This is a genomic window from Lysinibacillus fusiformis (assembly GCF_002845985.1).
GTDB lineage: Bacteria > Bacillota > Bacilli > Bacillales_A > Planococcaceae > Lysinibacillus > Lysinibacillus fusiformis_D.
On sequence record NZ_PDFK01000002.1, the window covers coordinates 252,786 to 267,571 of the forward strand.

The 14,786-nt window shown below is 40.8% G+C and carries 12 protein-coding genes and 1 other annotated feature; of the genes, 2 read left to right on the plus strand and 10 right to left on the minus strand.

The annotated features are described in order from the left end of the window. Positions 1–4 precede the first annotated feature (4 nt). Both CRI88_RS07300 and CRI88_RS07305 read right to left on the minus strand, forming a co-directional pair. Entirely contained in the window at positions 5–1,096 is a 1,092-nt protein-coding gene (locus CRI88_RS07300; RefSeq protein WP_058845310.1) for a carbohydrate kinase, read from the minus strand. Positions 1,097–1,216: 120 nt separating this feature from the next. Continuing rightward, positions 1,217–2,467, minus strand: coding sequence for an MFS transporter (locus tag CRI88_RS07305; RefSeq protein WP_101966515.1), 1,251 nt, complete (start codon positions 2,465–2,467; stop codon positions 1,217–1,219). Positions 2,468–2,656: 189 nt separating this feature from the next. Here CRI88_RS07305 and CRI88_RS07310 point away from each other — a divergent pair, with 189 nt between their 5' ends. After that, on the plus strand, positions 2,657–3,115 hold the full coding sequence (locus CRI88_RS07310) for a MarR family winged helix-turn-helix transcriptional regulator (protein ID WP_101966516.1): 459 nt from the start codon (positions 2,657–2,659) through the stop codon (positions 3,113–3,115). A gap of 451 nt (positions 3,116–3,566) precedes the next feature. Here CRI88_RS07310 and CRI88_RS07315 read toward each other — a convergent pair whose 3' ends face one another. From CRI88_RS07315 to CRI88_RS07350, 8 genes are all read right to left on the minus strand, one after another. Beyond that, positions 3,567–4,079: an adenine phosphoribosyltransferase gene (locus CRI88_RS07315; protein WP_036124410.1), complete on the minus strand. Its 513-nt coding sequence runs from the start codon at positions 4,077–4,079 to the stop codon at positions 3,567–3,569. A gap of 35 nt (positions 4,080–4,114) precedes the next feature. Then, positions 4,115–6,433 carry a single-stranded-DNA-specific exonuclease RecJ gene (recJ, locus tag CRI88_RS07320; protein ID WP_101966517.1) on the minus strand — a complete coding sequence of 773 codons (2,319 nt, stop codon included), beginning with the start codon at positions 6,431–6,433 and terminating at the stop codon, positions 4,115–4,117. Positions 6,434–6,598: 165 nt separating this feature from the next. Next, the gene (gene trpA / locus CRI88_RS07325) at positions 6,599–7,390 is read right to left on the minus strand and encodes a tryptophan synthase subunit alpha (protein WP_058845306.1); all 792 of its coding nucleotides are present in this window, start codon (positions 7,388–7,390) and stop codon (positions 6,599–6,601) included. Further along, the gene (trpB, locus tag CRI88_RS07330) at positions 7,387–8,598 is read right to left on the minus strand and encodes a tryptophan synthase subunit beta (protein WP_058845305.1); all 1,212 of its coding nucleotides are present in this window, start codon (positions 8,596–8,598) and stop codon (positions 7,387–7,389) included. Before trpB ends, trpA begins: the two co-directional genes overlap by 4 nt. Further along, positions 8,598–9,212: a phosphoribosylanthranilate isomerase gene (locus tag CRI88_RS07335; protein WP_058845304.1), complete on the minus strand. Its 615-nt coding sequence runs from the start codon at positions 9,210–9,212 to the stop codon at positions 8,598–8,600. The genes trpB and CRI88_RS07335 overlap by 1 nt, the downstream gene beginning before the upstream one ends. Next, positions 9,209–10,000: an indole-3-glycerol phosphate synthase TrpC gene (trpC, locus tag CRI88_RS07340; protein ID WP_058845303.1), complete on the minus strand. Its 792-nt coding sequence runs from the start codon at positions 9,998–10,000 to the stop codon at positions 9,209–9,211. The genes CRI88_RS07335 and trpC overlap by 4 nt, the downstream gene beginning before the upstream one ends. Beyond that, positions 9,997–11,028, minus strand: a complete 1,032-nt coding sequence (trpD, locus tag CRI88_RS07345; protein ID WP_058845302.1) for an anthranilate phosphoribosyltransferase — start codon at positions 11,026–11,028, stop codon at positions 9,997–9,999. Before trpD ends, trpC begins: the two co-directional genes overlap by 4 nt. Beyond that, complete coding sequence (locus CRI88_RS07350) at positions 11,028–12,395, minus strand: chorismate-binding protein (RefSeq protein ID WP_058845301.1); 1,368 nt, start codon at positions 12,393–12,395, stop codon at positions 11,028–11,030. Before CRI88_RS07350 ends, trpD begins: the two co-directional genes overlap by 1 nt. A 99-nt stretch (positions 12,396–12,494) precedes the next feature. After that, positions 12,495–12,739 (minus strand) — a binding site (T-box leader). A 322-nt stretch (positions 12,740–13,061) separates the two neighbouring features. Here CRI88_RS07350 and CRI88_RS07355 point away from each other — a divergent pair. Then, positions 13,062–14,750 (plus strand): methyl-accepting chemotaxis protein, encoded by a 1,689-nt coding sequence (locus CRI88_RS07355; protein WP_101966518.1) that lies wholly within the window; start codon positions 13,062–13,064, stop codon positions 14,748–14,750. Positions 14,751–14,786 lie beyond the last annotated feature (36 nt).

Genomic DNA, 14,786 nt, shown 5'->3' on the forward strand with positions numbered 1-14,786 from the left:
GTTGTTATTCCTCCATTTCATTTTTTAACAAATCTACTGATAATTCAGGTCTTACTGTATAAGGAGATGCCAATGTATTTTTAGCATTTGTTAACCCTGCATCAATACATGTCTCAAAAGATTGACCTGTCAACCAACTGTGTATCACAGCGCTGACAAACGCATCTCCTGCTCCTGTAACATCTTCAATTTTGTTGATCACTTTCGCAGCGAAATGACGAGGTGTGATCGTCGTAGATGCTGCATAAACACCCTTGCTACCAGCTGTGATAATGACATGTTCAGCACCTAGTTGTAAGAGCTGTTGTAATGCTTTTTCATAATGGGTAGCGCTTTCAATTTTATGTCCAACAATTGTTTCTGCTTCATCCGTGTTACAAATAAACCAAGTTACACCTTGTAATGTTTCAGGTAGTCGATTCATTTTTGGCGAAGATACTGGCACAATGACTAATGGAATGGCACGAGCAATGGCTACTTGCTGGATATACGCCACTGTTTCTTTCGGGCAATTTAAATCCAAAATAAAGCAACCAGCATTCACTAGCATTGTTTCATGCTTTTTCAACAAACTCGGTAACAGCAGGTCATAAACCTCCATATTGGCTACAGCTAATGCTAGCTCACCTTGTTCATCCATAATAGCTGTATAGGAACCCGTAGAAGCCTCAGCTAGCTGCTCCACATAACGTAGATTCATAAAGGATTCCGAAGCTTCTTGGATCACTTGCCAATCAGCATCTTTACCAGCCGTTGTTAATAACGTCACTTGATGGTTTAATCTGCCTAAGTTTTCAGCAATATTTCGACCAACTCCACCTACACTAAAAGAAGAGCTGGCAGGGTTAGATGTTCCAAATTGAACATTGCCCTTCACATGGAATTTTCGGTCTAAATTAGCTCCCCCGATGCAAATAATTTCATTTTCCTCGGGTAAAATATAAGCACGACCTACAATTTTTCCTTGCTTTGTTAAACTAGACACTAAATTAGCAAGCACGGGACGGGACAGATTCATTGTATCTGCCATCTCTTGCTGAGACATAAACGGGTTTTGGCGAATTAAAGCAAGCACCGCCTGTTCTCTTTCATTCATAGCATCACCTTTTATTATATTTGTTTATATTGTAAACTTTTGTTTGTTAAATGTCAAACTAATATTGATAAAAAAAGTTGAACCTCTTTCTGTCGAGGTTCAACTTTTTTAGTCGACTGTTTATCCTTGCTGAGGCGTTTGTTTTTTTACAATGATAACGAATAAGCTTGCCAATGCACAGAATAGGCCAGCAAGGAAAAAAGCCCATGTGTAGGAATTGAAAAATTTATAAATCAACCCACCCCCATACGCAGCAACTGCCGCTCCTGCCTGATGTGAGGCGAATATCCATCCGTAAATAATGCTGCTTTTTTGCATCCCAAAAATTTGTCGTGTAATGCTGATAGTTGGTGGTACTGTGGCAATCCAATCGAGTCCATAAAAGATGCTGAAAATCGTCAATAAAACAAAGGAGCCTTGAGCGAGTGCATAAGGGAGTAGCAAGAGAGAAGCTCCCCTTAACAAGTAATACCAAAATAATAGCCAACGATTATCAAAGCGATCCGATAGCCAGCCAGAGGCAGTCGTGCCTAATAAGTTAAACACCCCCATAAAAGAAAGAAGAGATGCAGCGGTTACTAGCGGAACGCCAAAGCTAATACAATATGACACAAAGTGAGTTCCGATTAATCCACTTGTCGAAAGACCACAAATGAAAAAGCTGCCTGCTAAGAGCCAAAATGCTTTGACTTTAACTGCCTCTGCTAAACCAAGAAATGCCATACTAATTGGATTCTTCTTGGGCTGTACTTGCGGCTCTCCTATAATCTCATCATGACCGTAAGGGGTTAGACCAATATCTTGCGGCTTGTTTTTAATAAACATAGCAATCATGACGAACATCATGGTACTCAGGAGTAGGATCAATCCCATTGCCCATCGCCAAGAATAATGTTCAATAATAATGGCTAGCACTGGCAGTAAAATTAATTGACCTGTGGCTGTACTAGCCGTTAAAATCCCAACTGCCAGCCCTCTGCGTTTAACAAACCAATGATTCGCTACATAGGGACTGAGCACCGTTAAAAAAAGGCTCGCACCAAGCCCAATGATACCTCCCCAAATAATGATTAACTGCCAGGATTGGCTCATCCAAAAGGTTAAGGTCATTCCTACTATTAAAGTAGACATGGCACTAAGCATCATTTTCTTTAAGCCAATGACTTCAAGCAGCGCCGCCATAAATGGTCCAGATATGCCATATAAAAATAAACTTACAGCAAATGCTAAAGCAATCGTTGAGCGATCCCATTGAAATTCTTTTTCGAGGGGATCCAGGAAAACACCAGACGATGACATTGTAATCCCTGCTACAATAATCGAGAAAAATGTGACAATCAAAATCAACCAGCTATAATGAACTCGCTTCATCCTAACACCTTCTTTTCTTGTGAGATGCATAACAAAACATGTATATACATGTTTTGCGATCTCTTCATTCCATTTATATGTATATACATGTATAATGATAATAATCGTTCCTATAGCTGTCAAGCAGTCTTTTCTAGCTCTTAGGTGTATACTTACAATTAGTAGAATCCCCTCAAAGGAGTACTGACGATGAAGAATCAACTTAAAACAATCGATTATACACAAATCTGTGTTTGTGCAAACCTTAGAAAAAAAACAAGGGTTGTCACACAATTATATGATAAGCTGCTACAGCCCACTGGTTTAAAGGTTACACAATATTCCATGCTGGCCCATATCGATCTTCAGCAAACTGTCTCAATTAGCCGTTTAGGTGAAATTTTACAACTTGATCAAACGACTGTGACCCGTAATATTAATCTATTAAAGCAACATGGCTATGTTGAATTAAAGCGAGACACAAGCGATGCGCGCACTAAAAAGATTACGCTCACTGAAAAAGGATTAGAAAAGCTGCATGAAGCCGCACCCATTTGGCAAACGATTCAAGATAGAATCATCGAAGATATAGGGGTTGAAAAATATGCAGATTTCTATGATACCTTGCGCACAATGCAGAAGATCATCCAAACATATGATGAAGATTAAAAAGTACCTACTTTATTGAGCGCTTCAAACTGCAAACAACAGCCATCGAAAAGTTCACCTCGATGGCTGTTGTCATTTTTTCTTCTAATTACTTACCAAATATAGAGTGGCATGATCAATATTTGGGCATCCATAAGCTTAGTAAGTCGTTTCTACTAAAGGGTAAATAGCAGCCTCTAATTTTCGCTCGAATGGTATAAATTGATCAACCGTTACCATTTCTAATTGTTCACGTTTATTGATTTAATTATCCGTCTTCAGCTTTCATCAGCTTAAAAGTTTACGGTTAATCAACACAGTAATAGGGAAGAAGTTGGATGGAGCAGGGAAAGCAACTCGGCCCGTATCGGCTTTACTTTATTTCATTGTAAAAGAAAAAGACTGTAGGCAAACTCGTAATTTCTTGAGTTTGTCTACAATCTGAAGTGCCCACTATGGTAGACGCTTTCTCTTAATATTGAATAAGTGTTTTAATATTTAGATCTCCAAGCTTTGCACGACCATTTAATTCTAAAAGTTCGATTAGGAAGGCACAGCCTACTACCTGACCACCTAATTCTTCTACTAAACGAACAGTTGCTTCAACTGTCCCACCCGTTGCTAGTAAATCATCACAGATTAAAACCTTTTGACCAGGCTTAATCGCATCATGATGCATTGTTAACGTATCTTGACCATATTCAAGACCATAGTCTGCACTAATAACCTCACGTGGTAATTTACCTGGTTTACGAACAGGTGCAAAGCCAATTTCAAGTGCATAGGCAACTGGGCAACCGATGATAAAACCACGAGCCTCAGGGCCAACTACAATTTCAGCTCCCACTTCTTTTGCATATTCTACAATTTGGTCTGTTGCATATTTGTATGCTGGTCCATTATCCATAATTGTCGTAATATCTCTGAAGCTAATGCCCTCTTTCGGCCAGTTTTCAACTGTTGTAACATATTGCTTTAAATCCATGTTATTGCTCCTCCTACGAAACGCTGTACGTCCGTTTATGTTAATCGTTCATCAAACCATTGTTTTAATTCTATATAAGGAGCATAGACAAGCTTTTGCTCCATTTCAATCTGTTCTGAACGTTGTTTGTAAGACGGTGCCTCTGTTAGTGCTTGTTTTGGGGCATTCACGTTGACAGTCGTCAGTCCACTCTCCATTTTAACAAAACCAAGCTCAAAAAACACCTGTGTCATAAATTTTAATACATCCAATGGCCAACCTGTATGCTTTGCTAAATCTGCTATATGCATATCAAGCGGAAAGGCTGGTCGATTTTTCAAAAATTTATAATACCAAGAAAATTGCTCACGAGTAGGTAAACCACTAAAGTATTGCGAATCAGGCATATAAAAATGCGCATAAATACGTGAAGGTGTCGTCTTCTGTAACACCTCTTCTAGTCTTTGAACTTGTTGTGGCAAATCTAAGAGCACAATATAATCACTTTGTTCCACATTGGATAGTGCTGGGTCAACTACTGTAATAGGAGCACCAATCAATGATTGATAATACGCCATCGTTGCTGGATGAAAGGCAATAAACTGTGCCTCATCCTTCGGTACCGTATTAAGCCAACGCGCAGTTTGACGGATACCACGAATATCAAATAGCTGCCATTCCGTTGTTTGGACATCCTCGATCATAAATTGGGCTTTTTTACGTCCCTGCCATTCATTAATTTGTAAATCGCCTATAAAGGATACTTTAATGCCATACGTTAATTCATCATGTAAATGCCCTTTATTAAAGCCGACACTATCTAATTTATCATAGCCATTTGTTAATTCCATTTTAATATGATTCTCAGCTGCTCCAATTTTACGCATAGATGAGATTTCAACATCCTCAAGTACGTAAACAGGCTTTGGAAAATCTGTTCCAAATGGTCCTAGTGCTGAAATTTCTTCAATAGCATCTGCTGAAACTTCATCGATGCTTAACGGAATATCAATATGGACGATTGGTGTTAATTGCTCCTCTGTTAAACATTCTCTTGCCTGTGCATCCAAGCGTGTACGTAGTTCATCCACATGCTCTAACGATAAGGTCATGCCTGCGGCCATAGGATGTCCACCAAAATGCGGTAAAATATCTCGGTTTTTAGCTAGTTCATTATATAGATGGAAGCCTTCAATGCTTCGAGCGGAACCCTTTGCTGTGCCCTTTTCAGGATCAAGTGAAAGGACAATGGTTGGACGATAGTACTGCTCAACAAGTCGTGAGGCAACTATTCCAACAACGCCTGCATTCCAGCCTTCCCCCGCCACAACAAGAACTAAGGAATTGCCGATTTTTTCATCCGATTCAATAAGTGCAATGGCCTCATCTGTAATGCTTTTCACAATATCTTTGCGCTCTGTATTGCAGGCATTAAGCTGCTTTGCCAATGCGCTTGCTTTAGCACTATCATCTGCCATTAATAACTCGACTCCTGGAGCTGCTTCTCCGAGTCGACCAACAGCATTTAATCGAGGGCCAAAATAAAAGCCAATTGTCTCTTCCGTAATTTTTGCCTGCTCTGTACTGGCTATATCACACATTGCTTGTACCCATGGACTAAGGGAACGACGCATTTCCTGTATACCTCGCTTCACGAGATAGCGATTTTCATCCACTAAAGGAACTAAATCGGCTACAGTTCCAATCGCCACCAATTCCATTAAATGAATTGGTAGTTCACCATATAAAGCATGTGCTAACTTAAAGGCTACACCTACTCCAGCTAGCTCTCCAAACGGATAATGACCTTCTGGTAATCGAGGATGAAGAATAATATCTGCTGGCGGTAGTTCCTCACCTGGCTCATGGTGATCTGTCACAATGACATCCATGCCAAGCTCTTTAGCCACTCGAACAGGTTCGATACCAGATATCCCGTTATCTACTGTTATGATTAACTGTACACCCTCTTCATATGCTTCACGAAATAATGCCTCATGTGGACCATAACCATGGATAAAACGATTGGGGATTTTAAAGGATACATCCGCTCCAAGATCTAGTAAAACATTTAGCATAACAGTCGTGCTTGTGACACCATCGGCATCATAATCGCCATAGACTAAAATCTTCTGCCCATTTTCTAATGCTTGCTCAATTCGTGCTACTGCTTCAGCCATACCGTACATAAGAAATGGGTCATGGACATTTGCTTCAGTCATATTTAATAAGCTTTCTGCTTCAGCCGTAGTTTCACAGCCTCGTGCTGCTAAAATTTTTGCAGCAATCGCGGAAAGTTGTAAGTCATTTTGTAATGCTTGTACAAGTGTGGCATCTGGACGCTCCACCTGCCATCTTTTTTTCGATAGAATCATCTTCTCACTTCCTTACGAAAGCTATTATACCGAAATTCTATTGGATACGCACTATCCGTTAGATTGATAGTTTTATCCATCAATGTGAAAATTTCTATCCGCCCCTTTTACTGATTAATCCATCAGTTTAAACTTACTATCCATCTAGCAGCAAAAAAGCCTACTCTATAGAGTAGACTTCTCGAATACACCTTTTGAAGCGGCCACTAATGCTGCTACGGTGGTCATATCTTCTTCATGCAATGCTGTTACAATAGCACTACCAACAATAACTCCATCTCCCAATGACCCCATCCTTTTCACTTGCTCAGGTGTTGAAATACCAAAGCCTGCAAGCACAGGGATTGAACTTGCTTGACGTAGACTTGCAAAATGCTGCTCTAAGTTTGCAGCAAAACGGGACCTTGCCCCTGTAATTCCATTCACAGTCACAGCATAAACGAAGCCCTGACTAGCTGCTGCAATACGAGCAATACGCTCAGGAGGGCTTGTTAAAGAGACGAGTTGAACAACATCAATCGTATATGGGTTTAATGCCTCCCGTAATAGAGCACTTTCTTCTAATGGAACATCTGGTACGATTATTCCCTTAACGCCCCCAGCTACACAGGCTTTTGCAAAAGCCTCTAAGCCATACGCTAACACTGGATTGAAATAAGTCATGACAACTAGAGGTACCGTGATTTCATCTCTAAATGAAGTGAGCGTTTGCAATACCTTCGTTAATGTTACGCCAGCTGCGAGTGCACGTTCTCCTGCCCGCTCAATTGTTGGCCCATCTGCAACAGGGTCTGTAAAGGGGATACCTACTTCAATAGCTGTCACACCTAGCTGCTGTAGTGTTAGGATGGTTGGCTTGATCGTTTCTAGCCCTCCATCACCTGCCATGATATACGGAATAAAGGCTTTGTTTCCTGCTACCTTTGCTTGTTCAATTGCTTGTTGTAACGTCGTCATTTGCCATCTCCTCCTAGTACCGCCCTAACCGTGTGTACATCCTTATCTCCGCGACCAGACAAGCACACTACAATGATCTGGTCTTTCGGCATGGTTTTAGCAAGTTTTGCTGTGTAAGCAATAGCATGGGAACTTTCAAGCGCAGGAAGTATCCCCTCTGTTCGACTTAACAATTGTAAGCCTTCTAGTGCCTCAGCATCTGTGATGGCGTCAAACTGCGCTCGACCGATATCATGTAAATAACAATGTTCTGGCCCTTTTCCCGGATAATCTAACCCCGCGGAAATCGAATGTGCTTCTTGGACAAAGCCATTTTCATCCTGTAATAAATACATGTAGGCACCATGCAATACACCTAATTGTCCACCTGCAATTGCCGCAGCGTGTTTCCCTGTTTCAAGACCACTCCCTGCCGCCTCTACACCATATAAAGCGACTGATGCATCATCTACGAACGGATGAAACATACCAATTGCATTACTGCCGCCACCAATACAAGCCACAACAGCATCAGGTAAACGACCTTCCTTTTGCAAAATTTGCTTTCTCGTTTCTACCCCAATGACACGCTGAAAGTCTCGAACGATTTTAGGAAATGGGTGAGGTCCTAAGGCAGAGCCTAAAATATAATGCGTATCCTCAACATTTGTCACCCAATAGCGTAGTGCTGCATTCACAGCATCCTTTAAAGTTTTAGAACCACTTTCCACCGATTGAACCTTTGTGCCAAGCAACTCCATGCGAAAAACATTTAACTGCTGACGTTTCATATCTTCCGCACCCATAAAAACAACACATTCTAGATTTAATAAGGCACAAGCAGTAGCCGTTGCCACACCATGCTGTCCTGCACCTGTTTCAGCAACAATTTTCTTTTTGCCCATGCGTTTGGCAAGAAGCGCCTGCCCAATCGCATTGTTAATTTTATGTGCACCTGTATGATTTAAATCTTCACGCTTTAAATAAATCTTAGCTCCTCCAAGTGCGTTCGTTAAATTTTCTGCGTAATAGAGTGGGGTTTCTCGCCCTACATACTCCTGTAAATAATAGGATAGCTCCTCTGTAAACATTGAATCCTTCATCGCTTCTTCATAAGCTGTTTCTAATTCTAGTAAAGCTGTCATTAATGTTTCTGGCACATAACGTCCACCAAATTGTCCGTAACGACCTTCCTTAGTCGGTACATTAAATGCGATTGAATTTCCCATTATTCGCTCCCCCTCTTTACTGCCTGCAAAAATGCCTGTATTTTTATAGAATCTTTGACTCCGTCTGTTTCCACGCCACTTGATACATCCACCATTACAGGAGCTACACTTAAAATGGCCGCTTCAATATTGTCCACATTGAGACCACCCGCTAATAATAATTTCTCTCGTGGAATACCTACTTCCTCAAGTAACGTCCAATCAAAAGTATGACCGCTACCACCTTTAAAATCTGTTCCAGGCGCATCAAATAAATAATAATCCACCTGATAATGAACAGCTGCTTGAACATCCTCTCTTCCTCGTATCGACAATGCCTTAATGGCTGGGTAGCCTTGCTCCTGAATAAATGCTGGCGTTTCCTCTCCATGATATTGCACATAGTCTAAAGGCACGCGCTCTACCGCTTCCTTTAATTCAGCTGGTGTGGGATTGACAAAGACACCTATTTTCAAAACACCTCGTGGCACCTCCTTCGCTAACTGTTGGGCTTGCTCAACAGTTACACGACGTTTACTTGGTGCAAAAACAAAACCAATGGCATCTGCGCCAGCATGAATGGCTGTTTTGACATGTACTTGTTCTTGTAATCCACAAATTTTGACTTTTGTCATATAGAAGCTGCCTCCTTTAGTACCTGTAAACGTTGTAGTGCTTGCCCCGCGTCTTCACTGCGCATCAATGCCTCCCCTACAAGAACGCCACTAGCTCCCATTGTGGCAACTTGATTGGCATCTTCCTGTGACCAAATACCACTTTCACTAATTAATACACGTTGCTCACTGAATGGGAAAACTTCGGCAATTTCTTTTGTCCGTTGTAGACTAACCTCAAAGGTACGTAAATCCCGATTATTGACACCAATCAACTTTGCATCTACTGCAAGAGCACGTTCAAGCTCCTCTGTATCGTGTACTTCCACTAAAACTTCTAGGCCTAAGCCCGTTGCATAACTATATAAGTCGCGTAAAGCGTCATCCGTTAAGGCCGCCACAATTAATAAAATAATAGAGGCACCTGCTGCCTTCGCAAATCGAATCTGCACCCGATCTATCATAAAATCCTTACAAAGAAGAGGCGTGTCAACAACATGAGCAACTGCCGCTAAATCTTCAAAGGAGCCTTTAAAAAACGCCTTATCTGTTAAAACAGAAATAGCTGCTGCTCCTGCCTGTGCATAGACCTGTGCTTGAGCAACTGGATCTGCCGCACCAGCGATGACCCCCCTGGAGGGCGAAGCACGTTTCATTTCAGCAACGACCTGTAATGTTGTAGCTTGACGTAATGTTTTGACTAATGAGGGTCGTGACTTTTCTGTAAAATTTGCTAAAGGATCTGGCTGCTCTAATAAAGCACCTATCTCAATTTTCTTTTGCTGCAGAATTTTATAGAGTATATTCATTGCCCTACCTCCACTTCTTTCATTTGTTCACTGTAAGTAATAACTGCTTCCAATTTTTTCAATGCTCTCCCACTAAAAATACTTTCCTTCGCCATCGCGACACCTTCTTTAATGGTTTCTGCTTGACCATAACCGAATAAGCCAATACCCGTATTTAATAACACCGTATCTAAGTACGCACTGTGCTCTCCAGCCAATATTTTTTTCATAATGACCGCATTGTCATCTGCATTGCCACCACGGATAGCTTCTAAAGGTGCTGCTTGAAGACCAACATCTTCAGCCGACAAGGAGAAGGGAATTAAATCTCCTCTATCTACTAGGACCAATGTATTTTGTCCTGCTAAGGAAGCCTCATCAAGCCCCTTAGGACCTGAAACAACAATGGCTCGCTCCCGCCCTAGCATCTGTAGGACTGAGGCATATTCCATGACAAAATCAGGACGATTAATACCTGTGAATTGCGTAAATAATGGTACTGGATTGGTTAAAGGACCGACTAGATTAAAAATCGTTGGTTTTCCTAATGAACGACGAACTTCGCCAATTCGCTTTAATTTTGGATGAACATTCGGTGCATAGATAAAAGCGATTCCTTCTTTCTCTAGCAATCCAATCGTTTGAGGTATGGAAATAGCTGTATGAATACCCAATGCCTCCAACACATCTGAGCTACCCGAGGATGAAGATATTTTACGATTCCCATGCTTTGCCATTTTGACACCTGCTCCAGCTAGTACAAAAGCAGAGGCTGTACTAATGTTGAAGGTATGAAGACCATCTCCACCCGTACCACAATTATCCATATAGTCGTCTTCTTTTACAGCTACATCACGTGCAAAAGAACGCATAATGGTTGCTAATGCTGCTACCTCGTGTGCTGTTTCCCCTTTCACAGCTAAAGCCGTTAAAAAACTGGCGATTTCCTCTTTAGGTGTCTCATCCTGAAATAACCATTGCGCGACCTTCAGCATTTCCTCATACATCAGATGTTCACCTTGCACTACTTTCCGTTGTAATTGTTCCATCAGTTTCGCCCTCCATCGTTAACCAATAACTGTAAAAAACCTTTCTCTTCCTCTTGCACTTGCTGTAACACGTTAGGGATATTCGTATATTTAGTCATTGTTATTGTGGATTGCATATACATCGTTTTATGTTCAACTACAATGGATTGCGCTGTTAAAGCAAAATCCAAATGGCCATTGAATCCAATAAAGCCAAGAGCATCACCAAAAATACCTGCCATGTGTGACCCATTTTCTAAGTAACGTATCACCTGCTTCTTAGAAATCTCTGTAACTGAAAATGGTGGGATTGTTACTGCCAGTACATCCAAAGCGTGCAACATAGGTAAAAGCCGACCTTCTACTCTCGACGTCAAGTGCAGTGCCTGTTTTGACCTTTCAATACGCATGGCCTCAATGACCTGAACAGAGTCTCGAAAACAAACAGACTGTAATTTTTGCTGAATGGCACTAACGAGTATTGCATGTGAATTTCGAATGTCCGTTTGTTCATATAATGTGCGCTCATTTTTTAGGTCTTCACTTTTAGTCTCCCCACGTGGATAGGTGCCCTCCGTTGGTGTGGCTATCACTCGCTCCCCCTTCACTCGTATAAGGCTGTCAGGAGAAGTGCCTAATATAACGTGATCCTCAAACTCTACATAATACATATAGGGTGCAGGTTTTTTTTTGCGTAGCTGTCTGTATAAGGAAAACGCATCACCTTGAAAATTTGCTACATAACGCTTAGGCAGTACTACCCTTGTTATGTCATCATTTAACTTGGTTTGCATCGCCTGTAACTCTGCTGCAAAGGATTCATCCGTTGCCTTTTCTATTGCGTGATAATGATAAGTTGCTTCGTCATAAGCATCACCATTTAATAATTGTTGGGCCAGCACTTCCAAATCAGGTTGCTGTTTTTCCGCATCAATATTTGTATGAATCAGTGTCACTTCATCTGTTAAATGATCGAACACAATGATCGTTTCATACACATGGAAGTGCGCATCAGGAAGCCCTATTTTCTCGTCAGCGAACATTGTCGTTCCACCATGACCTATATATCCGACAGCACCTCCTGAAAACGGAAATTGTGTCGTATTAGAGATACGTGGCATAAGTCGTTTAAGGAGGACAAAAAGCTCCCCTTTATGCACATATGTTTTTCCCGTTTTATAGGATATCTCCTGAATTTCTTGTCCCACACCTTTATAGGTTTTTCGTGGATTCGCACCAATAAATGAAAATCTGCCTGCTCCCTCATGCTGTGCAGAGCTCTCCAGCAAAAATTTATATTTCCCCTGTAAACGTCTGAAAATTAAAATAGGTGTTAAAGAATCGCCATTGATAGTTTTCATTTTTGTTCTTGAACTCGTTGTTTGCATAGCTTATAAGCTCCTTTTCAAAAATTCCTTTTGCTAATGTCTAGACGAATGCTGAAGCAAAATAAAAAAAGCCCTCTGCAAAAAGGATTATTCCTAATTGCAGAGGACGATCATGACCGCGTTGCCACCTCATATTAGAGCATATGCTCTCACTTTTGTGCTTTCTATGATGACCAGCTTCATTTTAGCCATACATTCAAAGCACCCCTATAACGTGGGGAATCACGTTCGCTTTTAAAAGCGACTCTCATAAGTCCATTCACATAAGCTGTAAATCAGTTCACACCACCCACTGACTCTCTAAATTACATACCTATGCTACTACTCTTATTCAACAATTTCTCAGCTATTCTCATCTAAACTCAGCTCATCTGTTCTTAGGCTGACCTCGCTCCCGAAGCCTTCTACCTTGACCGAACAAAAAGTTAGCCTTAATTCTATGCCAAACCAATTTAATTGTCAATTAATTCTGAAGAAAAAGATTGAAATTTATGTTTTCGTAAGAACTTTTTATGTAGGTATATTATCCTTCAAAAAGACCTTAAAAGGGAAAAGGATTCCTTACTATTGAATATTTTCTGAGTATTGACCATGTAAATATATCAAGTTATAGTAATTTCAGAACAATAATTTTTTCCATATAATATATAGAAAGTAGGAACGTATATGTCCGTTCGCAAAAAATTAAATTTAGGCTTCATTTCTTTAACCTGTTTACTACTCATTTCAAGCATCTTATCATTTCTTCAATTCAAAACAACACAAAATGATTTAGAGGAAGTATTGAAGCATCGTATTGTTCAAATTCAATTAACGGAGAATATACAGCAACAACTTGCGTCTCAAGGTTTATTTTTACGCTCCTATGTTTTAAATAATAAGGATGAAGCAGCTCGGGATAATTTAGAGCGTTATCACAAACTTTTACCTGAAACAGTTCAAGAACTTTCTGGTCTTGTTCGCTCTGATTATACAAAAGATATTATGCAACAAGTCACTGCATTACAAAACGAGTTACTAGCCTCTTCAGCGAAAGCCTTGCAGACGTTTAATAGTGGCAATACGGATTTAGCTCTCACTTACATAAATAACGATGTCACAAAATACAATAAGGAAATCTTCAAGCTAACAACTGATTTATTAGCTTATCATGATGAGCAGCTTCAAAAGGTCGATCAAGAAGTAAATCATACCGTTTCACGTGCTCTTATTATTTCCATTAGTCTACTAATTGCTAGTATTATTATTGGTATATATTTTATGTATTTTGTTAAAAACTCCATTGTTCAGCCATTACGGAAGGTCACTGAAGCAGCAGACACATTAGCACAAGGAGATTTAACAATCGCTGAGCTTGACCATCAGACAAAAGATGAAATTGGCATACTTGCGGGTGCAGTCAATACATTAAAACAAAGTCTAGCTGGTCTGATGACGAACATTCAAGACAGTGCATCCCATTTATCAGCTGTCTCTGAAGAGCTTACTGCGAGCACAGAGGAAGTAACGGTAACATCCGATGATATTGCACAAAGAATTCAAGAAAACGCAACATCGCTCACTTCTTCCGCTCGTACCTCGCAGCAAAGTGCTCTGGCAATGGATGAAACAGCAGCAGGTGTTCAACGCATTGCTGAGGCGACACATAGTCTTCACCACAATGCAGAGAGTATGCTCCAACTAGCCCATACAGGAGGAGCAACGATTTCAACAGCGGAAGAACAAATGAATATCATTTCTGTGGCTACCTCTGAAATTGCCACATTGACTCAAAAGCTAAGTAAGCAATCGGAAGAAATTGGACAAATTACAACTGTCATTACAGCCATTTCAGAACAAACAAATTTACTTGCTCTCAATGCGGCCATTGAAGCAGCAAGAGCTGGAGAACATGGTAAAGGCTTTGCCGTTGTAGCTGATGAAGTACGTAAACTAGCAGAGGAATCCAATCAATCTGCTAATCAAATTGTTGCCATTACGAGGGAAATCCTAACAGATACGCGCAATGTGGCTAATGCAGTGGACCATGGCTTAGCTTCTGTACAGGACGGCGTGTCTAAAATTCACGAGGCAGGAGATGCTTTCTACTCTATTACCTCAGCGGTCACAGCCTTTACAGAGCAAATTGAAGAAATATCTGCCACATCCGAAGAAATTTCAGCAAGTGCCGAGCAGGTTGCCGCCTCTGTCACCGAAACAGCCAATGTTTCAAATCAATCAGCTAGCAATTCTCAACTGATTGCAGAGTCTGTTGACGAACAAGTGGCGACAATGCAGCAAGTGAATGCGGTTGCTGAGGAATTAAGTCAGAATGCGCAACAGCTCCAAGAAGTCCTTCAGCAATTTAAATTATAAATACACTCGGCAATCTCGCCTACAAAAAAGCAGGGA